Below are 23,687 nucleotides of genomic sequence, written 5' to 3'. Positions count from 1 at the left end.
TTATCTGAATTGTTGACCGATTGTAAAGTGAAATTGTGGTCCGGATCTGATGCCTCTTTGGGTTTGGTCAATCAGGAATCGCTGCTCAAGAGGATCAAAACCATATCCCCAATCAATACCCAAAAGACCGAATGCCGGCATAAATATCCTGGCACCTACACCTGCAGATTTATAAAGGTTAAACGGATTGTACTCAGCATAAGATCCCCAGTTGTTTCCCGCCTCCGCAAATCCCAAAAGGAATATCGTAGCAGATGGGTTGGGAGATACCAAGAAACGCAATTCCATCACATGTTTATTGTAGGCTACACCTCCTCGTCCTCCTTGGTTTGGGGTGAGGACTTGGTTTTCATATCCCCTAAGGCCTACGATTTCCTGCCCAAGGGCAAAGTTATTGAAAGTCATCCCATCACCCCCAAGCACAAATCTTTCCAATGGGATCATTCCGATTCTGTTGCCATAGGATCCCAAGAAGCCCATATGGGATCTTGCACTTATCACCCATTTATTAGAACCAAATACTGGGGTGTAGAAGGTAGCATCAAACATCCACTTATGATACTCCAGCCATTTGAAACGCTCCTCATCCGGGGATTCACGGTTGATATTCCTATTCAATGAAGAATAGGGCGGGGTAAAGGACGTCGCCAAAGAGATGTTTGATCCCAATCTTGGATAGATAGGGTTATCTACGTTGTTTCTGGAAATCGTTGTGTTGAAGGTCAAACTACTCGATTTACCAGTATTGTAACTTAACCCAAATCTGTCTCCAAATCTATCGAAATTATATATTTGAAACTGTAGGGAATTGCTGATCATAAAGTAATCATCTGGCCAGGTTACCCTTTTGGCCAATCCCAGAGTGGCTCCCGTAATGCTGAATGAACCTTGGTCACTCCTTGAGTCTTGGATATTTCGGAAATCTACCATTCGTTGTACCGAGTGGTTGACACTCAGGCTGAGAGCATTTGGTTTTTTGCCACCAAACCAAGGTTCGGTCAGAGATGCACTGTAGTTTTGGAAAGACCTACCATTCGCCTGAACTCTCAAGGACAGCTTCTGTCCATCTCCTACGGGAAGTGGCCTCCATTTCTCAAAATTGCCAATGTTTTTGATCGAGAAATTGTTGAATACCAAACCTACTGTACCTACAAAGCCAAAGAGTCCTCCCCAACCACCAGACAACTCTACTTGGTCATTGGGTCTTTCTTCCAGTTTGAATACAATATCCACGGTGGCATCTTCGAAATTCGGACGCATATCAGGTTCGATATTCTCCGGATCAAAATAGCCCAACTGGGAAAGTTCCCTTATCGTTCTTACCAGCAAAGACCTGTTGAATTTTTGGCCTGGCAATATCCTGATCTCTCGCATGACCACATGGTCGGAAGTCCTTTCATTCCCTTCTATGGATACAGAATTCACAGTTACCTGTGGACCTTCCAGTATCCTCAATTCTATGTCGATGGAGTCGTTTTGTACATTGATTTCTACTGGATCAATATTGAAAAACAGGTATCCGTCATCTTGGTATAGGGAAGATATATCATCCCCTTTTTGGGGATCATAGTTGAGTCTTTTGCTGAGCTTTTCCTTGTTGTACACATCTCCTTTTTCTATGCCTAACTTGGCCAAAAGGACACTGTCGGAGTAGATGTAATTACCGGTAAAGTTGATGTCCCTGTAATAATATTTGTTACCCTCCTCTATTTTCAGGCCTACATTGACAGTGCTCTCAGAGTATTTGTAGACAGTGTCTGATAGGATTTCTGCATCCCTAAATCCTTTGGTGTTGTAGAAGTCGATCACGCTTTCCTTGTCTTCCCTGAAGTCTTTGGTCACGAACTTCGATCCGTTGAAGAAATTCAACTTGAAGTTTTTGTTCATATAGGTGATGACTTCCTCATCAGAAACTGGATTTCTGTATACGATGGCTTCTTTGGCAGATTTTGGTGTGGTGTTGGTCAACCTGCTGTAGACTTCCCTGAAAAAATGAAGCCTCGGATGCTCTTTAGTTCCTTTGAGTTTGCCTTTGACTTTCTTGTCGCTGATCTCTTCATTGCCATCAATCCGGATTTCGTTGATTTTCACCTTGGACTTGGTGTCTACATCAAATTTCAGTTTGACACTGTTTGGCAGAGTCGTATCCCTCTCTTGTATCACCTTTACCTCAGTATTCAAGAACCCCTTGTCTACAAAATACTGGCGGATATTCCGCTGGGAGGTGTTCAATACATCATCCCTTACGACACGCCCCCTGATCTTCACCTTGTCTTTGAGTTCACTTTCCTGGGTTTTGTTGACCCCTGAGAACTCGACCCTGCTGAATCGGGGTCTTTCTGTCAAATCGAGCAAGAGGTAGATATCATCCCCCTCTATTTTGGTGACTAAGATTTTGACATCCCCTATGATCCCCTGGCCCCAAAGCTTTTTCAATGCATTGGAGATAGCATCACCGGGAACTGAAATCATATCATCCACCTTCAATCCAGAAAGTGAAACGATCGCAATCTCATCAAGTGTGGCAAGGCCTACGGCCTTGATCTCTGCTATCCTAAACTGTTGCGGTTTTGAATAATTAAGTTCCAAAATATCCACCGGCTTCGGAGAGGTATATCGGCTCTGACCCAAACGGATCTGAGCATGAAGTGAACCTGCCGTAAGGAGGAAAGCTAGGATAATAAAATACTTTTTCATCAATTATTTTATGATTTAATCTGAGTTCCGGTTTTACCAAACCTTCTCTCTCTTTTTTGATAATCCAGAATAGCGGCCTCTAAGTGCTTTTTTCTGAAATCAGGCCACAACACATCTGTGAAGTACAGTTCTGTATAGGCCATTTGCCAAAGTAGAAAATTGCTGATTCTCAGCTCTCCACTTGTCCTGATCAATAATTCCGGATCAGGCATGTCATTGGTATTTAAACAGGAAGCGATGGTCTCCTGATTGATATCTTCTAAGGTCATCTGACCATCGACTACTTTTTTGGCAATGTTTTTTACCGCTTGTTCCAATTCCCAACGCCCACTATAGCTGAGCGCAAGGTTTACCCTTACCCCAGTGTTGTGCTTGGTAGTCTCCACAGTGTTTTTGAGGTTTTTCTGCATTCCTTCCGGAAGGCTTTGGATGTCTCCAATGGCGGTCAGCCGAACATTGTTCTTGACCATCCTGGGAAGTTCACTGATGAAGCTGTTGATCATGATTTCCATCAGCGCACTGACTTCATCCGCCGGCCGAGACCAGTTTTCTGTAGAAAATGCATAAAGCGTCACGATCTTCACTCCCAAATCATCGGCTGCTTCTATGGTGTCCCTCACTGCTGCCAAGGCATGCTTATGCCCAAAAATTCTCATAGCGCCCTTTTTTTGTGCCCAACGGCCATTGCCGTCCATGATAATCGCTATATGTTGAGGGATTTTTGTACTGTCTATTGATTCCTTCATTCCGTTCAAATCCAAATACGGTAGTTTTTTGGAGGTACAAAAATGCTATTTCTTTTTCAATATTCTAACCTAACGGTCAATTAATTAATAAGCGTAGCATTTAAATGAGTTTATGGAGTAACTTAAGCTGACTCCCAAAAAGTAATACCAATCTTTGTCGCTGTAATTCCCGAAATAAATTGCTCTATAATATTCTGGTGGTATGGGCAGCGTATTGCCCTGGTCATCTACCGGAGGGGCAAATCTAGGCTTGCTGTCTATCCTGTCAAGGAAGTCTGTGAATGTCGCACGGAAACCCAATTCCACACCTAAAATCCAGTTGTTGTCAATCTTATACTTTACCCCCAGCCCAAAAGGAATGACTGGTGTACCTAATGAATACTTCCCCCTATCGTCATTTCCATCATAGTTAAATGCACCTTTTCCTGAATAGTAAGCAAAACCTAACCCGAAGAATCCATATGGTGAAAATCTATGCTCAGATTGCGGATGCAAATAATCCAGAAAATGATACTCCATCACGGCCGATGCTTCAAAGATATTGCCCTTGAAGTAGGCATTGCGGAACTCAGCAACTGGATCTATCGGGTTGATACTATCAGCTGCACTGATCCGACCATAGGATAGCCCGGCCCTGAGGGACCAAACATTGTCAAAATTTCGTCTGCCAAACAACGTGCCTTGAAGTCCTACCCTGCCTTTGTCCAATCTTCTGACAATATCACCTGAGTAAGCGGCCACTCCCAAACCTCCACCAAATTCATATTGCTGCGATTTCGCTTCCTTGAGACCTAGGAGGTTAAAGAAGCCAAATGCCAATAGAAATGCGTAAAGATAAAAGTTGACTTTTTTCAAGACGTTGCAATTTATGAAGTACTTAACGATATAAAAACCTGCTTTGGTATTTCCAGGGTTAATTTATGTTAAGACAAGTTTTGTATGGGCAAATATGGAAAGTTTACTGACAATTAACAAGTTCTCCCCCTCTATAATAAGATTAGCTTCTCGTTTCTTGTTTCTCATTTTTCCATCTAAACCATATATTTGCTGCAGTTCAAAAAAATGGTTAACAGATGTCACAAACACTTTTGGGTTCAGTCCGGTATTTCCCCATAATGGGCCAACCTTTGGATAGGTCAAATACGATGTGTTTGGATTTCTCTGGTACAAACAAAGATCTTTCGGAAATCGATTTGGTTTCAACCCCCGTATTTGATGCCTATGTGTTTGGGCAGTTGAGCGATGCGGGAAAGCAATTTGGTATCGGGGGGTACATGGAGCATAGGGCGATTTATGGACGAAGTGCTGTATTCGCTACTTCCGAACAGGATTTTCGGAATATACATCTAGGGGTGGATATTTGGGCTCTTGCTGGTACGCCTGTATATGCCCCTTTGGATGGGAGGATATATAGTTTCCGGGACAATGCCGGTTTTGGAGATTATGGCCCTACGATCATCCTAGAGCATGATCTGAATGGAAAGACACTTTACAGTCTTTATGGACATTTGGCATTGACTGACTTGGAAGGATTGTCTTTGGGGCAGCAGGTGAGGAAAGGAGACCTGCTCTGCCATTTGGGACCTTTTCCCGAGAATGGAGACTGGCCACCCCATTTGCATTTTCAGTTGATGTGGGATATGCTTGGGAACACAGGCGATTTCCCAGGGGTATGTTCGCAAAGTGAAAAGGATAAATTCCAGGAAATCTGCCCAGATCCAAACCTCATCATTGGGTTTCGGTAGGGATATTTGCCAAAGTGATCTGTCTGATCCCTTCCAGTGTCAGGTTCCTGTCTACAACATCAAAACTGGTATGTAGGTTGGTTAAGATAGAGGACAAGCCTCCTGTAGCAATGATTTTGAAATCAATCTTGGTTTCGCTTACTATTGCTTCAAGCATCCCTCTGACCAAACCGGAATAGCCATAAAGTATTCCTGCCTGGATGGACTCCACGGTATTTTTCCCTATGGCGGATTTTGGAAATTTCAATTCCACCTCCGGTAATTTGGAGGTGTTGTGGAAAAGGGAGTGTTTTGCAGTATTTAGACCTGGGACGATGTTGACACCGAGTACATCCCCGTCCTTCCCAACGACAGTAAAGGTCAAGGCAGTCCCAAAATCGACGATAATACATGGTTTTTGAAATTTCTCAAAAGCAGCGGCTACATTGCACATCAGGTCTGTCCCTATCTCGTTTGGCCTTTTTGTGGATACTTTGAGTTTTTTGTAGCTTTTTCCCGAGACAACATAAGTTGGTGTGCCAAAAAATTCTGCACAGAGCTGTTGGATGACTGGATTGATTTCAGGGACTACCGAACTGAATCCTACCTGGGTGATTTGATCTGGCTTGATGTTGTTTTCAAGGAAGAATAAATGCAGTTCCTTCTCTAACTGAAAAATACTGAGGTCAAGTTTGGTGGCTACCCTAAACTCATAAACCCAATTAGCAATAAGGTTATCATAAAATCCAAAAACAATATTTGAGTTGCCTGCATCGATGGATAGAAACATAGGTAGTGGATTATTTTGCCCAAATATAAAAATTGATTTTAACCTTTTTGGAATTTTGGCTACTTTCGGACATGTATAAGATTAGAAAAGGAGAGAAAAAAGATATTCCCAGAGTATTGGAATTGGTCAGGGAATTGGCGCTTTATGAAAAAGCCCCTGAGCAGGTGTCAAATACGGTGGAAATGATGGAAGAGGATGGGTTTGGAACCAATCCTGTTTATGGTTTCTTTGTCGCAGTGAAGGAAAAAACTGGAGAGATAATCGGTATTTCGATTTATTATTATAGATACAGTACTTGGAAGGGCAGAAGGTTGTATTTGGAAGATATTGTAGTCACTGAATCGGAGAGAGGTTTTGGAGCCGGCAAATTGCTTTTTGACCGTACCATGCTGAAATGCCTGGAGGATAAGTGCTCGGGAATGATGTGGCAGGTACTGGATTGGAACGAACCTGCCATCAATTTCTACAAAAAATACGGTGCCGACCTGGATGCTGAATGGATCAACTGCAACCTGCAGGCGGATGAGATAGAGAAGTTGCTTTCAAAAGGAACCAATTGACCATGGAGAGCATGATGGTTTCACAAGGGTCACAAATTTGTGTTTTGGAGAAAAAAGCATCATGTCCTAGATTTTCTGATCGGGAAATTTTGAAATAAGCAATGAATGGTATTTTTTTGTGGGAATATCGGGGTGTAGCGCAGCCCGGTTAGCGTACACGTCTGGGGGGCGTGAGGTCGCAGGTTCAAATCCTGTCACCCCGACAAATCTGGCTATAGTGTCCAGCAAAAAGCCCGTGAACATATGTTTACGGGCTTTTGTACTTTTATTCTAAAACAGACAACCCAAGATAAAGTCAAATATTCAGGGATGTCAGCCAATATCAAATCCCCTTAAACCAATCCTGAAATTTTTCGCCAAGTATAGGCAAGGGTTTCATTCTTCCATTAATGGCATTGAGAAGCCCGACTATCCACATGTACAGTTCCAAAAAGAGGACTACAAAAGCGATCAACCAACCTATAAAAGGGATCAATCCTATGAAACTTGTGACAACAGCCATGAGTACCAAGCCAAGCATTTGCTTGATATGAAATTTGGCAAATTCGTTCTTTTTTTCTGCATTCAAGACGAATGCGATGATCAAACCTATAAATGTAATGTAGGCGATAATGGCGATGGTTTTATCCTCTGATTCTTTGTATGTTGTTTCCATGGTTTTTATATGATTTTTCCCCTAAATGATTCAGATCTTTCTATTGGTCTGCTTCCGTTGTTGAAATTGGTGGTAGATTTTATGTGGCCGGAATAGCGGTTGACTGAACGCATGTGCATCCAGAATATTTCGTAGGTAACGACAGCGCTTCCCATATTTTGGGTAACCACCATTTTGTATCTGGATCTTCCATCCGAATTGTCAAAGTTCACAGGGATTTGATTCCAGGTATAGGTAACGGTGATCATGGCTTTGACAGTAAGGGTGGTTTTTCCGTTTTGGATCACAAATTTTGGATAGATTCCCGTACTGCTGTTATTGGTGAATTCCAGATTTTGTGCGGACAGTCTGATGGTTGTGAAAACAGAAGCCATAAGAAAGATGATTAGGCATTTTTTCATGGCCTAAAGCTTCTCTTTGATGATCAATTTTGCTAAAGCTATAGCAATATTCCTGTTTTCGGTATTGTCATCGCTGACATCAGCAAGAACTGAAAAGGTCAATCCTTTGTGAAATACCTTCAGGCTTTTGTCTCTTTCCATCCAAACAGCCATATCTGCTACTCCATCCAACCATTCCCGGCTGTTGTTTCCCGACATAAAACCTTCAGCCATTTCTTTTGCCATTTTGGCTGATTGGGCATCAAGTTGACCTTCTTTGATTTTGGAATCCATGGCATCACGAACATTTTGCAAATCCTCTTCTGTGATTTCTCGGTACATGTTTCTAAAATTCTCTGCCGAAGTAGCAGAAACCCAACTTAATTGGACTAGATCGGGTTTGTCGGTTTCAATCTTGGTAAACCCCAGGTCTGATATGTGCTTTCTGCCATTGGTCCAGCCGTAAGAGACATAATGGGTCTTTGGGTCCTCAAAAACCTTACTGTATTTTTTCTCGGCTGTATTGAGATCATTCTCCGTTACTTTAGCCGCCATTTCCAACGTCAAAAGTTCATCCAATTTCCCATTGAATTTTTCTGCGGTTTTCAGACCGAGCTCTGTCATCGCTTTGTCGATTTTTCCAGAATCAACCAAAGACTCTGAGGAAGTGCTTTCACCTCCACAGGTTTCTACAGCCACTAAAATTACAGCCATAAGCAGGTTGGTTATTGTTTTCATAGTTTCTGAATGGTGAATGTTACAAAAATTCTATCGCTACTTCTTTCATTGACCAATATGTAGGTTTTGCCAGGGACAAGGTCTTTGAGGGGGATATCCAAAGGAATTGCTTTGTATACCACACCACCTCCTGCAAAGTTTTTCTCCCAGATTGATCCTGAGATGTATATTTTGGCCTGATCGTTGGCAAATTGATTGTTGATGTCAAATTCGATGGTTCTGTCAACAACGTGTCTTCCTGCATACATGGGGCCATTTTGAAGGGATTTCAGTGGAGAGGATTGGTTGATCCTGAGGGAGTTGGAATTGTTGAGAGACCATATGTTTGGATTTCTGTTTTCCCTTGCCTTGATTTCAGTCACAGGACCGCTTCCAGACCTTCCAAACATTTTGACAGTTACATAACCATATATATCCAAGTTGGGATACATGACACCGGATTTGACAGCAGTATAAATTCCCTGGATTCGCACTCTGTACCTGCCGTTCAGATTGGTGCTAGCGGTATTGGTAGTTGCCAATGCAGGCATGGCAACGTTTGATTTGGAGAATTTGGTGCCATTCCATGCGCCCTCGTTCAGGTTTGCACCCCAACCCCAAACTCCCGTAAAGTCATTTCCGGTGATGGTGAACTCAAAAGAACCCACCCTTCCGCCATTGGTGAATTTCCCCCTTAATTTCCGATCACTGGGATTGTATGTTCCTTCGATTCTATTTCCATTTCCATAGATTCCAGTCACTTCATTCCCGATCTGTTCAAGAAAAATCGGATCAAAATTGGTATTCCATCTACCTGACCACACTGCTGTCCGAATCCTCCCTACCGTTTGGTTGTTTATTCTATTCCCATCCCATTTGTCTTGTGGTCGGGTACTGTTTCTATTATCTGAACTTTGGCCATAAAAACCGGTGAAATTGAAGTTTTCGGTCATTCTAGATACTGCTGATGGAAGGAAATTCCGATCGAAATAGAATTTTCCCTTCCAACTACCATTATGAAATTCACCGCGATAAATCCTCCCTCCGTTATCCATTTCCCCGACGATAGTGCCATCGGCCTTATAATCCCCATATACAATACTTTTCCCATCGGGCCAAGACTCTTCAACCAATCGAAGTTCTCCATAGGTAGAGTTATGGGTGCCTGCCCATAATTGGGCATAGCCTTGCTGTATTCCACCCCATATGGAGAGAAGAATAAGTAGTGTTACATTGATTTTTTTCATTGCTGTATTGGTTTTGGTAAGAATTTTATTTTATCCTTAGTGGAAAAATCAATAGATGGTAAACCTTAAGAATGAAAAAAATGGGTTCGCTTTTTCTTATAACCTGAGTTCGATTGTTATCACAAAGTCAAAATCAATAAAATAAAAAGCCCCTGAAAAAATCCATGATGATTGCAGGAAGCTTTTATCCATACTGTAAAAATGGATGTTGATGAAAAGTGATTTTTGCAAATTGGGCAAACCCAATTACAGACTCTTTATGTACGCTGTCAAATCCATTGGCTTTCTGCCCAGTAATTTTCCAAGCGTATTTTCGGTGTGTGAAAATTCACCTGCTTTGATTGCATTTGCCATACTGACCAATAGGTCTACTACTTGTATAGGCAATTGGTAGCTGTTCAATTCCATTCTGAAAGTTTCATCGGAAATATCAAGATGCTTGATTGTCAAACCCTTCTCTTCACTGATTATTTGTGCCAAATCCCGAAAAGACCACGCTTCACTTCCTGTTATTTCATAGGTTTTGTTTTCGTGCATGTTGTTGCCAGCTGTCAAGACCTTTGCGATAGCTTCAGCGATATCTTGTCTTGAAGCATAGCCCACTTTTCCATTACCGGAAGGATACCTGATTTCTCCAGTTTCCAAAGCATAGCCAATCAGCCCGGGGATAGCTTCCATATACATGTTGTTTCGGAAAAAAGTGTAGGGAATCCCAGTTTTTCTAATCAATTCTTCTGTATGGAATTGCGCTGCTGTTCCCTGAAAAATTGTGTTGGGTCTTGCTTGAACCATACTTGTATAGACAATATGGCTTACTTGATTTGTCTCCATGGCCTTGACCACATTTCCCTCTTGGAATTGGGCTGCCGGGGTATCCACACCTACAGTGGAAACCTGCAATGCAGTTTTTACATTTTCGAATGCTTTGCTGAGTGAGTTGTAATCATTGTAGTCAGCCTTGAGGATAATTACACCTTGCTCCCGAAAATCCACAACCGTCTCTGGGTTCCTGACAATGGCTACGATATCAGACGCTTCGGTTTTTTGCAACAAATTTTGGATAGTTGCGCTACCTAAATTTCCATTTGCTCCTGTGATTGCTATCATAACTTTACATTTTTACACAAAACTATGAGGCTGTAGACCGTCAGGATTGGATAAAACCGACAAAAACGGAAAATCTTCTAAATTTGCCTATTTGATGTGTGAAAGTATATTTACCAGTTTGTTGAATGGGTCTCTTACATAAAATCGATATACACCCCAAGGCTCTATCACCGGTCCATATTCTATCTTGAACCCGGATTTTTTCATTTGATGGTAGATGGTATCAACATCTTCGACCTCAATAGACATGTCTGGGGTGCCGGTACCTGAACCTCCTTGATTTGCAAAGCTGATCTGAACCTGCTTTTCATTCTCATTTCCATAAGTTTTGATCCAGCCAAGATCCATCAATACCTCTAGACCAAGTATGTCACCGTAAAATTTTTCGGCTTTTGAAGTGTCTTCTGTATCGATGTTTATAACTATTCGTTTTACTCCCATTTTTATTCCTATTTAACCTTTCCATTCAGGGAAGTTCGCTACCTGCTCGTTTGCCTGAAGTATAAAATGCTTTGGACTCGTTCCTGCAAATTCATTGAAATCCCTGATAAAATGGGATTGGTCAAAGTAGTCGTTTCGGTAGGCGATCTCGGTCAGGTGGTTTGGTTTTCCACCGGATAAATTGGCATTGGGGTTACGGATGTATGCCAAGGCAGATTGGAAGCGACTGATTCTTGCATATAATTTTGGTGAAATGCCTACATATTGTTTGAAGTAGCGCTCTAGCGACCTTTCGGATATTTTCAAGTCTGTTTGGATGTTTTTTAATGAATACCCTTTTTGAATTTGGGTGGTTGCGAAATCTACTTTTTCCAAATTTGTGTTTTTTTGATTTATCCTTTTCAGGAAAAAATCTGTCAATAATTCCACCTGTTGACCGATAGAGCAATTGCCTGAAAGTAGCCCTGTTACATCCGTTTCGATCAGGTCGTTTATCCCAATATGTCTGTCGGTCAGTTCGTTTGCGTCAATCCCAAAAAAGGATTTTAAGGCTGTTGGTTGGAAGTAAATGCCAAGATTCCTGAATTTCCCATCCGACTTATGAACAGTGTGTCTTGTCGTCTGTCCATAAAGAAACATTTGGGGTAATTCTTGATCGTCTTGATCACAAAATGCTTTTGGGTTATCCTGAAAAATCAATCCAGGAAGACCATCAGGGATTATTTTAAAAGACTTTTGGCTTCTGTAGCAGCTATCATTTTCCAAAACCCAAAAGTATCTGATATATTTCCGCAAGGGTTCTATTGGCTGAATTTGTAGGTAATTCATTACTTCGTTTGATTTCAATATCACCCCAATTTACCAAAAATTAATCTTGAATGGGCAAACAACAGTGTGTTTTCATTTATATTGTCCCTAAACTGCAACCGATATTATAAATATAAACTCATAATCCATATGGAGACATTCGCATTTAAAGCAAGGTTAGAGTTGATTGGTATCAATCCTTTTGTTTTTGTTCCCAAGGAGATTCTTGAAATGGTATTTCTACAGGCAAAGAAAGACAAAAGCCCGATACGGGTAAAGGGAAGTGTCAATGGGAATGAATATCGTCAGACGTTGGTAAGGTATAGTGGGGAATGGAGGTTGTATATCAATTTGGAAATGCTGGAGAGATCTACCAAGAGAATCGGAGAGATTATCGATGTTTCCATTGGCTTTGATCCAGAAATAAGAATGATAGAACCGCACCCAAAACTAGTATCTGCACTGAACCAAAACAAGGGTGCCAAAATGATTTTTGATGGCTTGACACCCTCGCTGCGTCAGGAAATTATACGGTATATATCATTTCTGAAATCCGATAAGAGTGTAGAGAAAAATGTAGAGCGTGCCATCCGGTTTCTTTTGGGAAAAGAAAGGTTTATTGGCAGGGACAAGCCTTAAACCAGGCAAATTTCCCGAAGAAAAATAGTGGAGCCTGGTCTATTGGACTTCCTTGGTAATCGTAGCAGTGGTGAATATCCTATTGACCGATTCGCCTGTTTTGCTTTTGATGGTTTCGGTCTGGGAATCAGAGGAAACAATTTTAAATGGGGGTTTTACAATGGTTTTTATTCTCTCCATATCGTAGAGTTCAAAACCGAACTGGGTAAATGGCAGTTCTGCCATGAATTTTTCATCTGCAAATGTGATGTTCAATATCCCGTTGGGTTTTAGCACACGACAGAGCTCTCCCATCAGGTGGATTGGATCAGCCCAAAAATAGATTGTATTCACCGTGAAGATCCTGTCAAAGCTATTGTCTTGAAATGGGATGCCAAGTCCATCGTACAAGTGAAAAGAAGCCTGTCCACTATTGACAAATACTTCGTTTAACTCTTGGGCAGATTGTTGCATCAAGTCCGATATTTCAAGCCCCTGGTATTTGAGGTTGGCTTTTTGTTGAAGCAAGTATCCCAAGTGGCCACAGTTTCCATGTCCAAGCTCCAAAATACTATCATTGTCATTGATCTTCAATTGGTCAATAGCATGATAGGTCATTTTGATGTTTGTGTCATTCATGACTTCAGCCATTTCTGTCCCCTTGGCACCATGGGGCTGTCTTAGTTGGGATGCTATTTCTTTGAGTTTTTCATTCTCCATATTCAAATTGCTTAAGGCTATGATTACCGTTGGTGAAGGTATTGATTTTTAAACAAGGGGTCAAGGTTGAAAAGTTGCGAAAAGAACAAATATGCTATGGAAATGTATGCTCCTATCTTTGAGAGCAGATTTTGGGCTTGTTTTGTGTTCTCCAAACCAATATAATCCAAACTTTACAATTCGTTTATATTCACTTCATCAGTATTGTTCATAGAAATCGGATATTGAAAGCTAAATCTGTAGCTATGACTTTTCGGAAAGATATACCGGCATTTACCTTTTACTTGCTTTTTGGGAGTGTCCTCATATTTATGTTGGTATTGAAATATAGCAACAAAGGCTTCTCACTTTATATCAATGAACTGCACCATCCCATCCTTGATGCTTTTTTTAAGCATATTACCCACCTTGGAGACGGTCTGATGCTTTTGTTGTTTTTGCCGATCATCTTTTTCAAAAAATCCACTTATGGAATCATACTGCACTTGGGGGCATTGATTCATCTTGTATTTGTATATCTAGGCAAGCAAGTGTTTTTTCATGGTGCGCCTAGACCTATGTTGGTTTTTCAGGACTTGTCACTGCATGTTGTAGAAGGTGTGAAAATCGCAAGTTACAACACATTTCCATCAGGCCATACTGCCACGGCTTTTCTGCTAGCTGCCCTCTTGGCGCAGACAAGACCGAGACAGCCTTTTTATCAGTTCTTTCCATTTTTATTGGCGCTTTTGGTCGCTTTTAGCAGGGTCTACCTGATGCAGCACTTTCTTGTGGATGTATTGGCTGGGATGTGGATAGGGTATTTTTCTTTCTTTGCCGCAAAAGCCATCACACTCAGATTTCCACCAAAGTGGCAAAATTTCCGGTTGAATCAATTCCTTTTGAGCAAACTCCAATTGGGATTAGTTGTCTGGAAACGGAGGATTCATTCTGACAATTACCGTTATAGGAGACTCAAATAGGTCATTCTCTTCGGCTAGGGTTTCGAATGAAAAACCTTCAGATGCTAATTTTTGCAATTGTTTTTTTCTGCTGATCACCAAATCACCTGCCTGCACCTCGGAAGGATTGAAGGGAGGGATAGGGCGCTGTAGGTAAAATACAAAAGCTGGGTTTGCAATTTCATAATAGGATATGCGATCCTGGTTTTTCCAAATTGATTTGGTAAGATAGACTGGGTTTTTTTGATCCAAAACAGGCATTACCCATAGGAAAAAGACCAAAGTCATCGTTGAATAACAAAATGAAATCCCTGCATAGGCCATGAGCATTTGTCTTTTCAGGATAAATTTTATTGATAATACCAATGGGATCACTGCAAGCAGAAAATAAAGAGCCAATGATCGATGTTCGGACAAATAGGGGGTCTGTGCAAGTCCAAAGTATCCCCCAACGCTAATCAGCAATACAAACAAAGCTGAAATTCCCCAAAGCCAATAAATCTGATTGATGGATTTGATGCGTTCCAAATAGACAGCCATGATCATGAAAAACCAAGGGTAGGCAGGTACGGTATAGTTGGGCAGTCTCGTGGAGGCGAAACTGAAAAATAGGATGATGATTAAGAATGCCAAAGCAGCAAAGCTTAAAAAATTATTTCCATCTACTGATTCCTTCCTGTTTTTGATGAAAATCCTATTGATAGCTCTGGGCAAAAAGACTATAAAAGGAAATGTCCCAACGGCTACAAAGAGCCAAGTCTTCAGAAATGATCCCCCGTGTCCTTCCATGGCTGAACCAAATCGGGAAAGGTTATGCGTCAAGAAAAACTCTTCCAACCAATTTCCCCCAGTTTTCCAACCTACGATCACATACCATGAGCTTGCGATGAGGATAAACAAGGTCAGAGGAAGAATCCGAAACCAAGGTTTTAATGAAAACCGTTTTTGGATCAACATAAACAAGATGAAGGTAATCATGTAGAGTAGCAAAGCAACAGGGCCTTTGCTCAATACAGCCAAGCCTAGTGAAATATAAGAGTAGTATTGGTATTTGGTCTGAGAATAATTGCTTTGATAATACCGAAACCCATACAAATAGGCGGTTGTCAAAAAAGCGACTAAAAATGGGTCTGGGACAGCCATATGGAATTGGACCATCCAATGGATATTGCCAGCTATAAGGAATAGGAATATATAGGTGATCCGATGTCCAAACTGCTCCTTCAAAAACCCAGCACATATGCCTATACAAAAAAGCCCTGCAATAGCAGAGAAAAACCGTGCGCCAAATGGGGTGTATCCAAAGATTTTATATCCCAACATAAAGAAATAATAATGCAGGGGAGGTTTGTCATATCGTGGCTCTCCGTTGAAAGTAGGAAGGATATAATCCGCACGTTCTGACATTTCGTAGGCAGCTACCGCATTTTTGGCTTCATCCAATGCATATATGCTCAACTTGCCGATACCTGAAAAATGAAGGGTTATAATTAACCCGAAGAGACCTAAATAAACAATGGTTCTATTAGCCTGAGTTGTATTCATGTCTAAGATTACGACAACCCAATCCATTATCCATTGATGCATTGGTTAATTTTATATGAAGTTTTTATTACCTGAAATCCGCAGATCTTATATGTCTTGTTGGATATCAGCTTTTTATAAAACAACTGATAATGGCAATGTACTAGTTCTTTTTTTGTTTAATAGGAGCAGCCAGAGAAGTTTGGTTTTGTGTGGTACATTCAGTAGGTGGTTTTGGTCAAGTCAATCCAGACTAGGCAAACTCAATTTGTATTTCACTGCAATCATCCTGATGGTAATCACCACAGATATGGATATCAAAAGGTTGTAGTCTCTTTCCAATCCAAAATGATTCAGGACCAAATACAAAATAGCTCCGGTCAAGCATGCTGAGGCATAAATTTCCTTTCTGAAAAGTATAGGGATTTCGTTGGTCAGGGTATCCCTCAAAACGCCTCCCATCACAGCAGAAAACATGCCCATGATGGCGGCAATTTCTACACTTACGCCTAGGCTGAGCGCTTTTTCCACTCCCAACACAGTGAAAAAACCAATCCCAAGGGTATCGAACAAAAACATCGTTTTTCTGAGTTTCAACAGAAAACGCTGAAACAGAAATGCAGATAAAATCCCTGCAAAAATAGCATACAGCACATGCACATCACCAACCCACACCAATGGATAGCTCCCAAGTAAAACATCCCGAAGACTTCCCCCACCAATAGCGGTGATGAATCCAGTAAAACCAGCCCCAAAAAGGTCGTGTTCACGTCCTCTGACTGCAAGAGCTCCCGAGATCGCAAAGACAAATGTCCCTGCCAATTCCAAAGGGTATTGTAAATCCATTTTTTACTAACTATAAATCCTGTATATAATCTATCAATTCAAACACAAGGTACTAAATAACCAATATCTCTCTCTCTTTTCAAGATTTTGATTTTCAGGAATTCACTGTTTGTTAATTCTATAAAAGTGTTGTTTAAAAAATTATTGTAGCAATTCTGCAAGTTGCTACGTCTAGTCAAAGAACAAAAAATAGCAATAGTATGAAAAAGTGGATATTTGCTTTGATGGTCAGTGGGATGGTTTTTCTGATAGCATTTCAATGTGAGGATTTTTCACCAAATGAAGTTGTAGATTGTATTGACAAATCTAAAATCAAGAAAGATGCCCCCTGCTATATGATTTATGATCCGGTTTGTGGATGTGATAATAAGACCTATGGGAATGATTGCATAGCGATCAATTCGGGAGTTAAGTCATACACAAAAGGGGCTTGTAAGTAACCAGCCTTTATGTCTCATCTTCATACCATTTCTCTTCGAATGTTGAGTTGACTTCTATATCTGAAGTCAAAACTTTGTAAGCCATCCAGATAATCAAGGTTGGGGATATAGAAAATACAAATAAAATCAATGAGATGCTGAAACTTGTGAAAATGGCAGCAACGTAAATAATCACAATGGCTGTGACCATATATACAGGGTAAAGCAGCTTTTTCATAATCTTTTGGTTTATTCTTTCATTAATATAAACTAGCAAGCACCTATTCTTGTTATGTGCCTGTTATGAAAGGATTCAGATTTACACAATATATACCGCCAAAAGACCCAGACAAAAACAACTTTGACAACCTGCTCAATATTTTCCTGCAATTGGTGACAATGACCGGGGGGGATGTGGCAGAGGCATTGAGTTGGCTGACGAATTTGGACAAACAGTACAATCTGACCAATCCACAGTATGGGATTGGGGATTTTATTGAAGACCTCAAGACGAAGGGGTATTTGACAGAACAAAATCAAAAAGGGGAATTCAAAATCACTGGGAAAGCAGAGCAATCTATCCGAAAATCAGCTCTGGAAGAGATTTTTGGGAAATTGAAAAAATCCAAAGGTGGACAGCACAAAACCACCCATTCCGGTACAGGGGATGAAAAAGGTACTGATAGGAGACCTTATTCCTTTGGGGACAATCTCGATCAGATCGCTTTGACTGATTCATTGCGAAATGCCCAGGTCAACCATGGTTTTTCGGGCGACTATTTGCTTACCGAGGATGATCTTGAAATCGTCGAAAATGAAGTCAGAACACAGACTTCCACTGTCCTGATGATTGATATATCCCATTCCATGATCCTGTATGGGGAAGACAGAATCACCCCTGCCAAAAAAGTTGCTATGGCGCTGGCCGAATTGATCAAAACTCGCTACCCCAAAGATACCTTGGATATTATTGTTTTCGGTAATGATGCCTGGCAGATCGAAATCAAGGATTTGCCCTATTTGCAAGTTGGGCCATATCATACCAATACAGTCGCCGGGTTGGAACTAGCCATGGATTTGCTTCGCAGAAGAAAAAATCCCAATAAGCAGATTTTCATGATTACCGATGGAAAGCCTACTTGCCTGAAGGTAGGGATCAAGTATTATAAAAACAGTTTCGGGATAGATAGCAAAATCCTAAGCGAAACCCTCAAGCTTGCAGCACAATGTAGAAAGCTAAAAATTCCAGTGACTACATTTATGATTGCCTCCGATCCTTATTTGAAGGAGTTTGTGAAGGAATTTACCAAGGTGAACAATGGAAATGCCTATTACAGTAGCTTGAAAGGGCTCGGAGATTTGATTTTTGAAGATTATAAGCGTAACAGAACCAAAAGATTTTAAAGAAAACATGGAGTATAATAAACTGACTGCAAAAGAATTACTGAATATAAAAACTTTGGGAGAGTTAAAGGCTGCTGGCTACGAACCCAAGTCTATCAAAGAAGAACTCAGACAAAATCTGATCTCCAAAATTCAAAAGGGCGAAAATGTCTTTGAAGGAATTTGGGGGTATGAAGACACTGTCATTCCGGATATTGAAAGAGCGATTCTTTCCAGACATAATATAAACCTGCTTGGTTTGCGTGGACAGGCAAAGACAAGAATCGCCAGGATGATGACATTTTTGTTGGATGAGTTTGTACCAGTCGTAGAGGGTTCGGAACTCAATGATGACCCACTTGCGCCATTGTCAGCTTCATCTTTGTCATTGATCGAAGCTAAAGGGGATCATACGCCAATCACCTGGTGGCACAGGGCTGATCGCTACACAGAGAAATTGGCTACGCCTGATGTGTCGGTGGCAGATTTGATCGGTGATGTGGATCCCATCAAAGCCGCGACTTTGAAATTGTCATACAATGACGAAAGGGTTATTCATTATGGATTGGTTCCACGTTCTCATAGGTCGATTTTTGTGATCAATGAGTTGCCAGATCTACAGGCAAGAATCCAAGTGGCACTTTTCAATATCCTTCAGGAAGGTGATATCCAAATCAGGGGTTTCAAACTTCGCCTTCCACTGGATATCCAGTTTGTATTCACTGCGAACCCCGAAGATTACACCAATAGAGGGTCGATAGTAACTCCCTTGAAGGATAGGATTGAAAGTCAAATCATCACACATTATCCAAAAACCATTGAGATTGGCAAACAAATCACTGCCCAAGAAGCAAAATTGGATGGCAAGCCTCTGGACAAGATTCATGTGCCAGAGCTGATGAAGGATTTGATCGAACAGATTGCCATAGAAGCAAGACATAGCGAATATGTGGATGAGAAAAGTGGTGTGTCAGCAAGATTGACTATTTCTGCTTATGAAAACTTGATTTCTGCTGCCGAACGAAGGCTTTACAAAAACAAGGAGGAAAACACAGTTGTACGGATATCAGATTTGATAGGTATCATTCCTGCCATCACAGGGAAAGTGGAATTGGTCTATGAAGGTGAGCAGGAAGGGGCAGGGCTTGTTGCCTACAATCTGATTGGGAAAGCCATCAGAACTCTCTTTGTTGATTATTTTCCATCACCGGAACAAAAGAAAAAGGATAGGGAAGGGAATCCATATGTTTTGCCATTGTCATGGTTCGGTGAAGGGAATTCGCTGGATGTGCTAGCCTCACAGTCTGACAAAGCGTATAAATCAGCCCTGCACCAAGTGCCAGGATTGGAGGAGATAATTACTGCAACAATCGAAGGGCTTCCCGAGAAAGAAAAAGAATTCTTTATGGAATTTGCCTTGCATGGTTTGGCAGAATACAGCCAACTGAGCAAAAAACTATTGGATACCGGGATGCAATTCAAAGACCTGTTCAGCTCCATGTTTGACATGGGTGCACCAGATGAAGATGAATTTGATGAAGATGATAATTGATGCCTTTATCTAAAGTCGAAAAACAATTTAGTCTCGAAAAAAGGTCTTTGAACAAAAAGGGGCGTTAGCCCTGCTCTCTTCGTAAAAGACTATTAACCTGAGTTCGCCTATTCTCACTTTGTCAACCTGCCTGCCGGCAGGCAGGAACGGTTTTAAATGGTGAGAACTACGAAAAGAAGTTGCGAACTTTTTTATGAAGTAATATTGGGATATTGCGGATTGAAAAAGTGAAGTAGGTTGCCGTTTAAAACCGAATAGTCGGCTCAGTCAATAAAAACACCCATTTACTGCGTTAAATTTTTGAGCGATAGCTTAGGCTATCCCTCAAAAATTTGCCTTGTAACTGGAAATTTTTATTGATTTTGACTTTGTGATAACAATCGAACTCAGGTTATTAAATGAGGGGCGTAGCTCTGAAATCTTAAGAATAGTGAGCAAATTAAAAAAGCCCATAGCCTGAATAAAATCGAGCTATGGGCTTTTTTGCTAAAATCGAGTTCTTTGAAGAATCCTCTAAGGCCTACAATAGAAATTCTAGTGAAAATATAAATGGTAGTTTTTTATATTTCGCCGTAGGCTTATTTCAACTATATTTCTATCATATTTCAAAAGACCTTAGCATGTTTCTTTTGCTTAGCTGTTTTACTTTTCCTTAGGATTAAAGAACCCTCTCTGCTTGGTTGAAGAAGAAGTTGCCTTCGATGGCGGCATTTTCGTCAGAGTCAGAACCGTGAACTGCATTTGCCTCGATAGATGTAGCGAAGATTTTTCTGATGGTACCCTCAGCTGCATCAGCAGGATTGGTAGCACCGATCAATTTACGGAAATCTTCCACTGCATTGTCTTTTTCCAAGATCGCTGCGAAGATTGGTCCCGAAGACATATATGCACAAAGATCAGCATAGAAAGGCCTAGCCTGATGTACCTCGTAGAATTTTCCTGCCAATTCAGGAGTCAATTTTGTGGCTTTCATTGCCACTACTTTGAAGCCTGCTTCTTCGATCATTTTCAAGATTGCACCAGCGTTTCCTGCTGCGAATGCATCAGGTTTGATCATGGTGAAAGTTCTGTTAGTTGCCATATAGATGGATTTATATAAGTTTTGTGAATTAGGGTGCAAAAATACGGGAAATAAATGAAGTTCCGAAAGTTGACTGTGAAATCTGTGTTATCTCTTTTGTTTTGAGAGCCTTATAGATATTGGGATTTTTAAGAAATTATCATGACCTTTGCAGACTGTGTTCTAAAAAGAACTGGTACAAAAGCTTTAAAATGCAAGCATTCGAGTTATTTAAAAATAAAATCGCAAGCCCAGCAAAGATTGTCATCACTACCCACTACAAGCCAGATGCAGATGCATTGGGCTCTTCGTTGGGATTAGCCAATTATTTGTTGAAAAAAGGGCACGATGTTACTGTCATTACACCTTCTGATTATCCCTCTTTCCTTCATTGGATGAAGGGGAATGATGCTGTAATCAACTTTGAAGACAAGAAATTACAGGAACAGGCTATAAAGAAAATCCAGGAAGCTGAGATTATTTTTTGCCTTGATTTTTCTTGTTTGAGCAGGTTGCAGGGAATGCAGGAGTATGTCAAAGAAGCGAAGGCTTACAAAGTAAATATAGATCACCACCAAGACCCCAAAGATTTTTGTGACTTCAGATTTTGGAGTACCGATGCGGCTGCGACCTGTGAGTTGTTGTATGAATTGATCGTAAAGGTTGGTGACAAGGATTTGTTGGATTCTGATATTGCAGAATGCCTTTATTCTGGAATCATGACAGATACAGGAGGGTTCAGGCATCCAAATACGACGAAAAATGTCCACCTGATCACGGCTGAATTGATTGAATTGGGGGCTGACAATTCCAAAATATCCAAGCTGATCTATGATACCAACAGTGTCAACAGGCTGAAATTTATCGGTTTTGCCATCTCAAGAAGATTGATGATTAACGAAGAGTTGAAGATAGCCTATTTTGCAATCAGCAAAAAAGACCTTAGGAAATATTCCTCCCAGACTGGGGATACAGAAGGTTTGGTTAATTACGCCTTGTCTATCGGTGGGATAAAGATTGCAGCACTTTTCACGGAAAGGGAAGATGGGATCAAAATCTCTTTCAGATCTACCGAAGAAGTGGCTGTCAATAAATTTGCCCAGGAGTATTTCAATGGTGGAGGACACAAAAATGCCTCCGGTGGAAAATCAGACTTGACTTTGAGCGAAACAACAGAGAAATTTGAGAAATTAATTAAAGAAAACTATAATACATTATTCAAACAACTTGAACTTATCCATGAAAAAAATTAAGAGTCTTTTATTATCAACCGTCGTTTTTGCAGTAGCAATAGGTATGGTGTCTTGTACCAAAACAAAGAAAACGACAACTGATGGCATCGAATATACCTACATCAAAGAAGGTAAAGAGAGCCCAAAAAATGGTGAGTTTGTATTGTATAATCTCATCGTGGCTACAGACAATGATTCTACATTCATTTCTACCTATGATCAAAATGCCCCCCAATATTTCATGTTCAATGATTCTTTGCAATCTACAGTAGGCATTGAGGAGATTTTGCTTGGGCTTAGAAAAGGAGATAGCATTGTGCTTCAGGCACCTGCCAAGAAAATATTCGGTGAATTCAATACCCCTCCATTTATCAAAGACGGTTCCGAAGTGAAAGTACAGATTGGTGTAATCGATGTTTTGGATGAAAAAGGTACTGAAGCGTACTTCACTGCATTACAGGAAGCACAGGTGAAAAAACAGGCGGAGCATGCTGAAAAGCAGCTGGCAGAAGATGTGAAGATTATTGAAGATTATATTTCCAAAAATAATTTGAAAGCCAGCAGGACAGAATCAGGGCTGTTTTACGTCTTAGACGAAGAAGGAAATGGTGATCAAATCGAGACTGGTCAGGTAGCATCTGTGAATTATGCAGGTTACCTTATTGACGGGACTGTTTTTGATACCAGTATCAAGGAAAAAGCACAGGAAGCTGGAGTTTACAATGAGCAGAGAGACCAAATGGACGGCTATGCACCACTTGATGTAGAAGTAGGGATGGGCAGAGTTATTCCAGGATGGGATGAAGGCCTTGGATTGTTGAAAAAAGGCGCTAAAGCCAAACTCCTGATTCCTTCTACCTTGGCATATGGAGAAAGAGGTTCTGGTGCTGTCATCAAGCCTAACTCTGTATTGATCTTCGATGTAGAAGTTACAGATGTTAATTAATTATAAAGTATGAAAAAGTTAAGTTTACTTGTGTTTTCGGCATTAGCCCTATTGTCTTCGTGTATTTCTGAAGAAGAAAACTACACTATCAGATTAGAGCAGGACAAAGAAGCCATTTTAAAGTATATATCAGAAAATCCAATGCCTGCTATGGGTGAATTCAAAGATGTCCCAAATGGCGTTTATATCTTTTGGAAAGAAAAGATGAATACTACTGATACGTTAAAAATCGGGGATACTTTACTTATCGACTACACAGGTAGACTACTTGACAATACTGTTTTTGATACTTCCAATGACAGCATAGCCAAGGCACATAATATTCACAATAGCCAAAGGACATACAAGCCCATGGAGTATTTGGTTGGTAGGGATAGGTTGATTCAGGGATTCGAATTTGCATTGACCAAGATGCAGGAGGGTGATAAAGTAACTACAATCTTCCCTTCTCTCTTTGGATATGGAAATACCCAACAGGGAAGCATCCCTCCAAATTCACCTTTGATTTTTGAAATCCATATGGTGGAGGTAAAGAAGAATACGGCAAACAACGATTAGTTAAAAAAATAAATAAC

General features: G+C 40.7%; 26 protein-coding genes and 1 tRNA gene. 11 read left to right on the top strand and 16 right to left on the bottom strand.

Annotation, left to right across the window (positions count from 1 at the left end):
• From ACFSKL_RS04795 to porG, 3 genes are all read right to left on the bottom strand, one after another.
• Complete coding sequence (locus ACFSKL_RS04795; RefSeq protein WP_376883964.1) at positions 1 to 2,697, bottom strand: BamA/OMP85 family outer membrane protein; 2,697 nt, start codon at positions 2,695 to 2,697, stop codon at positions 1 to 3.
• An 8-nt stretch (positions 2,698 to 2,705) separates the two neighbouring features.
• Positions 2,706 to 3,443 carry an isoprenyl transferase gene (locus tag ACFSKL_RS04790; protein ID WP_376883962.1) on the bottom strand — a complete coding sequence of 246 codons (738 nt, stop codon included), beginning with the start codon at positions 3,441 to 3,443 and terminating at the stop codon, positions 2,706 to 2,708.
• Between the two features lie 84 nt (positions 3,444 to 3,527).
• Positions 3,528 to 4,298 (bottom strand): type IX secretion system protein PorG, encoded by a 771-nt coding sequence (porG, locus tag ACFSKL_RS04785; protein ID WP_376883961.1) that lies wholly within the window; start codon positions 4,296 to 4,298, stop codon positions 3,528 to 3,530.
• A 218-nt stretch (positions 4,299 to 4,516) separates the two neighbouring features.
• Here porG and ACFSKL_RS04780 point away from each other — a divergent pair, with 218 nt between their 5' ends.
• Entirely contained in the window at positions 4,517 to 5,188 is a 672-nt protein-coding gene (locus ACFSKL_RS04780; RefSeq protein ID WP_376883959.1) for a peptidoglycan DD-metalloendopeptidase family protein, read from the top strand.
• On the opposite strand, the gene ACFSKL_RS04775 is transcribed toward ACFSKL_RS04780, so the two are convergent.
• Positions 5,172 to 5,957 carry a type III pantothenate kinase gene (locus ACFSKL_RS04775; protein ID WP_376883957.1) on the bottom strand — a complete coding sequence of 262 codons (786 nt, stop codon included), beginning with the start codon at positions 5,955 to 5,957 and terminating at the stop codon, positions 5,172 to 5,174. The genes ACFSKL_RS04780 and ACFSKL_RS04775 overlap by 17 nt on opposite strands.
• A 71-nt stretch (positions 5,958 to 6,028) precedes the next feature.
• Here ACFSKL_RS04775 and ACFSKL_RS04770 point away from each other — a divergent pair, with 71 nt between their 5' ends.
• Positions 6,029 to 6,517, top strand: a complete 489-nt coding sequence (locus tag ACFSKL_RS04770; protein WP_376883955.1) for a GNAT family N-acetyltransferase — start codon at positions 6,029 to 6,031, stop codon at positions 6,515 to 6,517.
• 128 nt (positions 6,518 to 6,645) lie between these two features.
• Positions 6,646 to 6,720: transfer RNA gene (locus ACFSKL_RS04765), tRNA-Pro, on the top strand.
• 119 nt (positions 6,721 to 6,839) lie between these two features.
• Here the strand turns inward: ACFSKL_RS04765 and ACFSKL_RS04760 are convergent.
• The 7 genes from ACFSKL_RS04760 to ACFSKL_RS04730 all read right to left on the bottom strand — a co-directional run bounded on the left by ACFSKL_RS04760 (position 6,840) and on the right by ACFSKL_RS04730 (position 11,892).
• Positions 6,840 to 7,172 carry a DUF4870 domain-containing protein gene (locus ACFSKL_RS04760; protein ID WP_376883953.1) on the bottom strand — a complete coding sequence of 111 codons (333 nt, stop codon included), beginning with the start codon at positions 7,170 to 7,172 and terminating at the stop codon, positions 6,840 to 6,842.
• 5 nt (positions 7,173 to 7,177) lie between these two features.
• The gene (locus tag ACFSKL_RS04755; RefSeq protein ID WP_376883951.1) at positions 7,178 to 7,546 is read right to left on the bottom strand and encodes a hypothetical protein; all 369 of its coding nucleotides are present in this window, start codon (positions 7,544 to 7,546) and stop codon (positions 7,178 to 7,180) included.
• A gap of 30 nt (positions 7,547 to 7,576) precedes the next feature.
• A complete protein-coding gene (locus ACFSKL_RS04750; RefSeq protein ID WP_376883950.1) occupies positions 7,577 to 8,266 on the bottom strand; it encodes a histidine phosphatase family protein in 690 nt (229 codons plus the stop codon).
• Between the two features lie 20 nt (positions 8,267 to 8,286).
• A complete protein-coding gene (locus tag ACFSKL_RS04745) occupies positions 8,287 to 9,516 on the bottom strand; it encodes a hypothetical protein (protein ID WP_376883948.1) in 1,230 nt (409 codons plus the stop codon).
• Positions 9,517 to 9,762: 246 nt separating this feature from the next.
• Positions 9,763 to 10,623, bottom strand: a complete 861-nt coding sequence (locus tag ACFSKL_RS04740) for an SDR family oxidoreductase (protein ID WP_376883946.1) — start codon at positions 10,621 to 10,623, stop codon at positions 9,763 to 9,765.
• Positions 10,624 to 10,710: 87 nt separating this feature from the next.
• Positions 10,711 to 11,064 carry a VOC family protein gene (locus ACFSKL_RS04735; protein WP_376883945.1) on the bottom strand — a complete coding sequence of 118 codons (354 nt, stop codon included), beginning with the start codon at positions 11,062 to 11,064 and terminating at the stop codon, positions 10,711 to 10,713.
• 12 nt (positions 11,065 to 11,076) lie between these two features.
• A complete protein-coding gene (locus ACFSKL_RS04730) occupies positions 11,077 to 11,892 on the bottom strand; it encodes a DUF6597 domain-containing transcriptional factor (RefSeq protein ID WP_376883943.1) in 816 nt (271 codons plus the stop codon).
• Between the two features lie 129 nt (positions 11,893 to 12,021).
• On the opposite strand from ACFSKL_RS04730, the gene ACFSKL_RS04725 reads away from it, so the two are divergent.
• Positions 12,022 to 12,510, top strand: a complete 489-nt coding sequence (locus tag ACFSKL_RS04725; RefSeq protein ID WP_376883941.1) for a YdeI/OmpD-associated family protein — start codon at positions 12,022 to 12,024, stop codon at positions 12,508 to 12,510.
• Between the two features lie 39 nt (positions 12,511 to 12,549).
• Here ACFSKL_RS04725 and ACFSKL_RS04720 read toward each other — a convergent pair whose 3' ends face one another.
• Positions 12,550 to 13,209: a class I SAM-dependent methyltransferase gene (locus tag ACFSKL_RS04720; RefSeq protein WP_376883939.1), complete on the bottom strand. Its 660-nt coding sequence runs from the start codon at positions 13,207 to 13,209 to the stop codon at positions 12,550 to 12,552.
• Between the two features lie 245 nt (positions 13,210 to 13,454).
• Here ACFSKL_RS04720 and ACFSKL_RS04715 point away from each other — a divergent pair, with 245 nt between their 5' ends.
• The gene (locus ACFSKL_RS04715; protein ID WP_376883937.1) at positions 13,455 to 14,171 is read left to right on the top strand and encodes a phosphatase PAP2 family protein; all 717 of its coding nucleotides are present in this window, start codon (positions 13,455 to 13,457) and stop codon (positions 14,169 to 14,171) included.
• Here ACFSKL_RS04715 and ACFSKL_RS04710 read toward each other — a convergent pair.
• Both ACFSKL_RS04710 and ACFSKL_RS04705 read right to left on the bottom strand, forming a co-directional pair.
• On the bottom strand, positions 14,112 to 15,737 hold the full coding sequence (locus ACFSKL_RS04710) for an ArnT family glycosyltransferase (protein ID WP_376883935.1): 1,626 nt from the start codon (positions 15,735 to 15,737) through the stop codon (positions 14,112 to 14,114). The two genes, ACFSKL_RS04715 and ACFSKL_RS04710, sit on opposite strands and share 60 nt — an antisense overlap.
• A 180-nt stretch (positions 15,738 to 15,917) precedes the next feature.
• The gene (locus ACFSKL_RS04705) at positions 15,918 to 16,520 is read right to left on the bottom strand and encodes a trimeric intracellular cation channel family protein (protein WP_376883933.1); all 603 of its coding nucleotides are present in this window, start codon (positions 16,518 to 16,520) and stop codon (positions 15,918 to 15,920) included.
• Between the two features lie 200 nt (positions 16,521 to 16,720).
• On the opposite strand from ACFSKL_RS04705, the gene ACFSKL_RS04700 reads away from it, so the two are divergent.
• Positions 16,721 to 16,960 (top strand): Kazal-type serine protease inhibitor family protein, encoded by a 240-nt coding sequence (locus ACFSKL_RS04700; protein ID WP_376883932.1) that lies wholly within the window; start codon positions 16,721 to 16,723, stop codon positions 16,958 to 16,960.
• A 7-nt stretch (positions 16,961 to 16,967) separates the two neighbouring features.
• Here ACFSKL_RS04700 and ACFSKL_RS04695 read toward each other — a convergent pair whose 3' ends face one another.
• Positions 16,968 to 17,177 carry a hypothetical protein gene (locus tag ACFSKL_RS04695; RefSeq protein WP_376883930.1) on the bottom strand — a complete coding sequence of 70 codons (210 nt, stop codon included), beginning with the start codon at positions 17,175 to 17,177 and terminating at the stop codon, positions 16,968 to 16,970.
• Positions 17,178 to 17,242: 65 nt separating this feature from the next.
• On the opposite strand from ACFSKL_RS04695, the gene ACFSKL_RS04690 reads away from it, so the two are divergent.
• Positions 17,243 to 18,343 (top strand): vWA domain-containing protein, encoded by a 1,101-nt coding sequence (locus ACFSKL_RS04690; RefSeq protein WP_376883928.1) that lies wholly within the window; start codon positions 17,243 to 17,245, stop codon positions 18,341 to 18,343.
• 7 nt (positions 18,344 to 18,350) lie between these two features.
• Entirely contained in the window at positions 18,351 to 19,874 is a 1,524-nt protein-coding gene (locus tag ACFSKL_RS04685) for a P-loop NTPase family protein (protein ID WP_376883927.1), read from the top strand.
• A gap of 658 nt (positions 19,875 to 20,532) precedes the next feature.
• On the opposite strand, the gene ACFSKL_RS04680 is transcribed toward ACFSKL_RS04685, so the two are convergent.
• Positions 20,533 to 20,955, bottom strand: a complete 423-nt coding sequence (locus ACFSKL_RS04680) for a nucleoside-diphosphate kinase (RefSeq protein WP_241273910.1) — start codon at positions 20,953 to 20,955, stop codon at positions 20,533 to 20,535.
• Positions 20,956 to 21,146: 191 nt separating this feature from the next.
• Here ACFSKL_RS04680 and ACFSKL_RS04675 point away from each other — a divergent pair, with 191 nt between their 5' ends.
• From ACFSKL_RS04675 to ACFSKL_RS04665, 3 genes are read left to right on the top strand one after another with little or no spacing between them, the layout of a single operon-like run.
• Positions 21,147 to 22,187, top strand: coding sequence for a DHH family phosphoesterase (locus tag ACFSKL_RS04675; RefSeq protein WP_376883925.1), 1,041 nt, complete (start codon positions 21,147 to 21,149; stop codon positions 22,185 to 22,187).
• Positions 22,174 to 23,112: an FKBP-type peptidyl-prolyl cis-trans isomerase gene (locus tag ACFSKL_RS04670; RefSeq protein ID WP_376883923.1), complete on the top strand. Its 939-nt coding sequence runs from the start codon at positions 22,174 to 22,176 to the stop codon at positions 23,110 to 23,112. The genes ACFSKL_RS04675 and ACFSKL_RS04670 overlap by 14 nt, the downstream gene beginning before the upstream one ends.
• A gap of 9 nt (positions 23,113 to 23,121) precedes the next feature.
• Positions 23,122 to 23,670: an FKBP-type peptidyl-prolyl cis-trans isomerase gene (locus ACFSKL_RS04665; protein ID WP_376883922.1), complete on the top strand. Its 549-nt coding sequence runs from the start codon at positions 23,122 to 23,124 to the stop codon at positions 23,668 to 23,670.
• Positions 23,671 to 23,687: the final 17 nt, after the last annotated feature.

The sequence above is a fragment of the Belliella marina genome, assembly GCF_042682445.1.
GTDB lineage: Bacteria > Bacteroidota > Bacteroidia > Cytophagales > Cyclobacteriaceae > Belliella > Belliella marina.
This window is presented reverse-complemented; position numbering and strand designations above follow the sequence as displayed.

Excerpts from the sequence above, each read along its gene's own strand:
- ACFSKL_RS04795 (WP_376883964.1), bottom strand. The coding sequence starts at position 2,697 with ATGAAAAAGTATTTTATTATCCTAGCTTTCCTCCTTACGGCAGGTTCA.
- ACFSKL_RS04790 (WP_376883962.1), bottom strand. The coding sequence starts at position 3,443 with ATGAAGGAATCAATAGACAGTACAAAAATCCCTCAACATATAGCGATT.
- ACFSKL_RS04780 (WP_376883959.1), top strand. The coding sequence starts at position 4,517 with ATGTCACAAACACTTTTGGGTTCAGTCCGGTATTTCCCCATAATGGGC.
- ACFSKL_RS04775 (WP_376883957.1), bottom strand. The coding sequence starts at position 5,957 with ATGTTTCTATCCATCGATGCAGGCAACTCAAATATTGTTTTTGGATTT.
- ACFSKL_RS04770 (WP_376883955.1), top strand. The coding sequence starts at position 6,029 with ATGTATAAGATTAGAAAAGGAGAGAAAAAAGATATTCCCAGAGTATTG.
- ACFSKL_RS04760 (WP_376883953.1), bottom strand. The coding sequence starts at position 7,172 with ATGGAAACAACATACAAAGAATCAGAGGATAAAACCATCGCCATTATC.
- ACFSKL_RS04755 (WP_376883951.1), bottom strand. The coding sequence starts at position 7,546 with ATGGCTTCTGTTTTCACAACCATCAGACTGTCCGCACAAAATCTGGAA.
- ACFSKL_RS04750 (WP_376883950.1), bottom strand. The coding sequence starts at position 8,266 with ATGGCTGTAATTTTAGTGGCTGTAGAAACCTGTGGAGGTGAAAGCACT.
- ACFSKL_RS04745 (WP_376883948.1), bottom strand. The coding sequence starts at position 9,516 with ATGAAAAAAATCAATGTAACACTACTTATTCTTCTCTCCATATGGGGT.
- ACFSKL_RS04740 (WP_376883946.1), bottom strand. The coding sequence starts at position 10,623 with ATGATAGCAATCACAGGAGCAAATGGAAATTTAGGTAGCGCAACTATC.
- ACFSKL_RS04735 (WP_376883945.1), bottom strand. The coding sequence starts at position 11,064 with ATGGGAGTAAAACGAATAGTTATAAACATCGATACAGAAGACACTTCA.
- ACFSKL_RS04730 (WP_376883943.1), bottom strand. The coding sequence starts at position 11,892 with ATGAATTACCTACAAATTCAGCCAATAGAACCCTTGCGGAAATATATC.
- ACFSKL_RS04725 (WP_376883941.1), top strand. The coding sequence starts at position 12,022 with ATGGAGACATTCGCATTTAAAGCAAGGTTAGAGTTGATTGGTATCAAT.
- ACFSKL_RS04720 (WP_376883939.1), bottom strand. The coding sequence starts at position 13,209 with ATGGAGAATGAAAAACTCAAAGAAATAGCATCCCAACTAAGACAGCCC.
- ACFSKL_RS04715 (WP_376883937.1), top strand. The coding sequence starts at position 13,455 with ATGACTTTTCGGAAAGATATACCGGCATTTACCTTTTACTTGCTTTTT.
- ACFSKL_RS04710 (WP_376883935.1), bottom strand. The coding sequence starts at position 15,737 with ATGCATCAATGGATAATGGATTGGGTTGTCGTAATCTTAGACATGAAT.
- ACFSKL_RS04705 (WP_376883933.1), bottom strand. The coding sequence starts at position 16,520 with ATGGATTTACAATACCCTTTGGAATTGGCAGGGACATTTGTCTTTGCG.
- ACFSKL_RS04700 (WP_376883932.1), top strand. The coding sequence starts at position 16,721 with ATGAAAAAGTGGATATTTGCTTTGATGGTCAGTGGGATGGTTTTTCTG.
- ACFSKL_RS04695 (WP_376883930.1), bottom strand. The coding sequence starts at position 17,177 with ATGAAAAAGCTGCTTTACCCTGTATATATGGTCACAGCCATTGTGATT.
- ACFSKL_RS04690 (WP_376883928.1), top strand. The coding sequence starts at position 17,243 with ATGAAAGGATTCAGATTTACACAATATATACCGCCAAAAGACCCAGAC.
- ACFSKL_RS04685 (WP_376883927.1), top strand. The coding sequence starts at position 18,351 with ATGGAGTATAATAAACTGACTGCAAAAGAATTACTGAATATAAAAACT.
- ACFSKL_RS04680 (WP_241273910.1), bottom strand. The coding sequence starts at position 20,955 with ATGGCAACTAACAGAACTTTCACCATGATCAAACCTGATGCATTCGCA.
- ACFSKL_RS04675 (WP_376883925.1), top strand. The coding sequence starts at position 21,147 with ATGCAAGCATTCGAGTTATTTAAAAATAAAATCGCAAGCCCAGCAAAG.
- ACFSKL_RS04670 (WP_376883923.1), top strand. The coding sequence starts at position 22,174 with ATGAAAAAAATTAAGAGTCTTTTATTATCAACCGTCGTTTTTGCAGTA.
- ACFSKL_RS04665 (WP_376883922.1), top strand. The coding sequence starts at position 23,122 with ATGAAAAAGTTAAGTTTACTTGTGTTTTCGGCATTAGCCCTATTGTCT.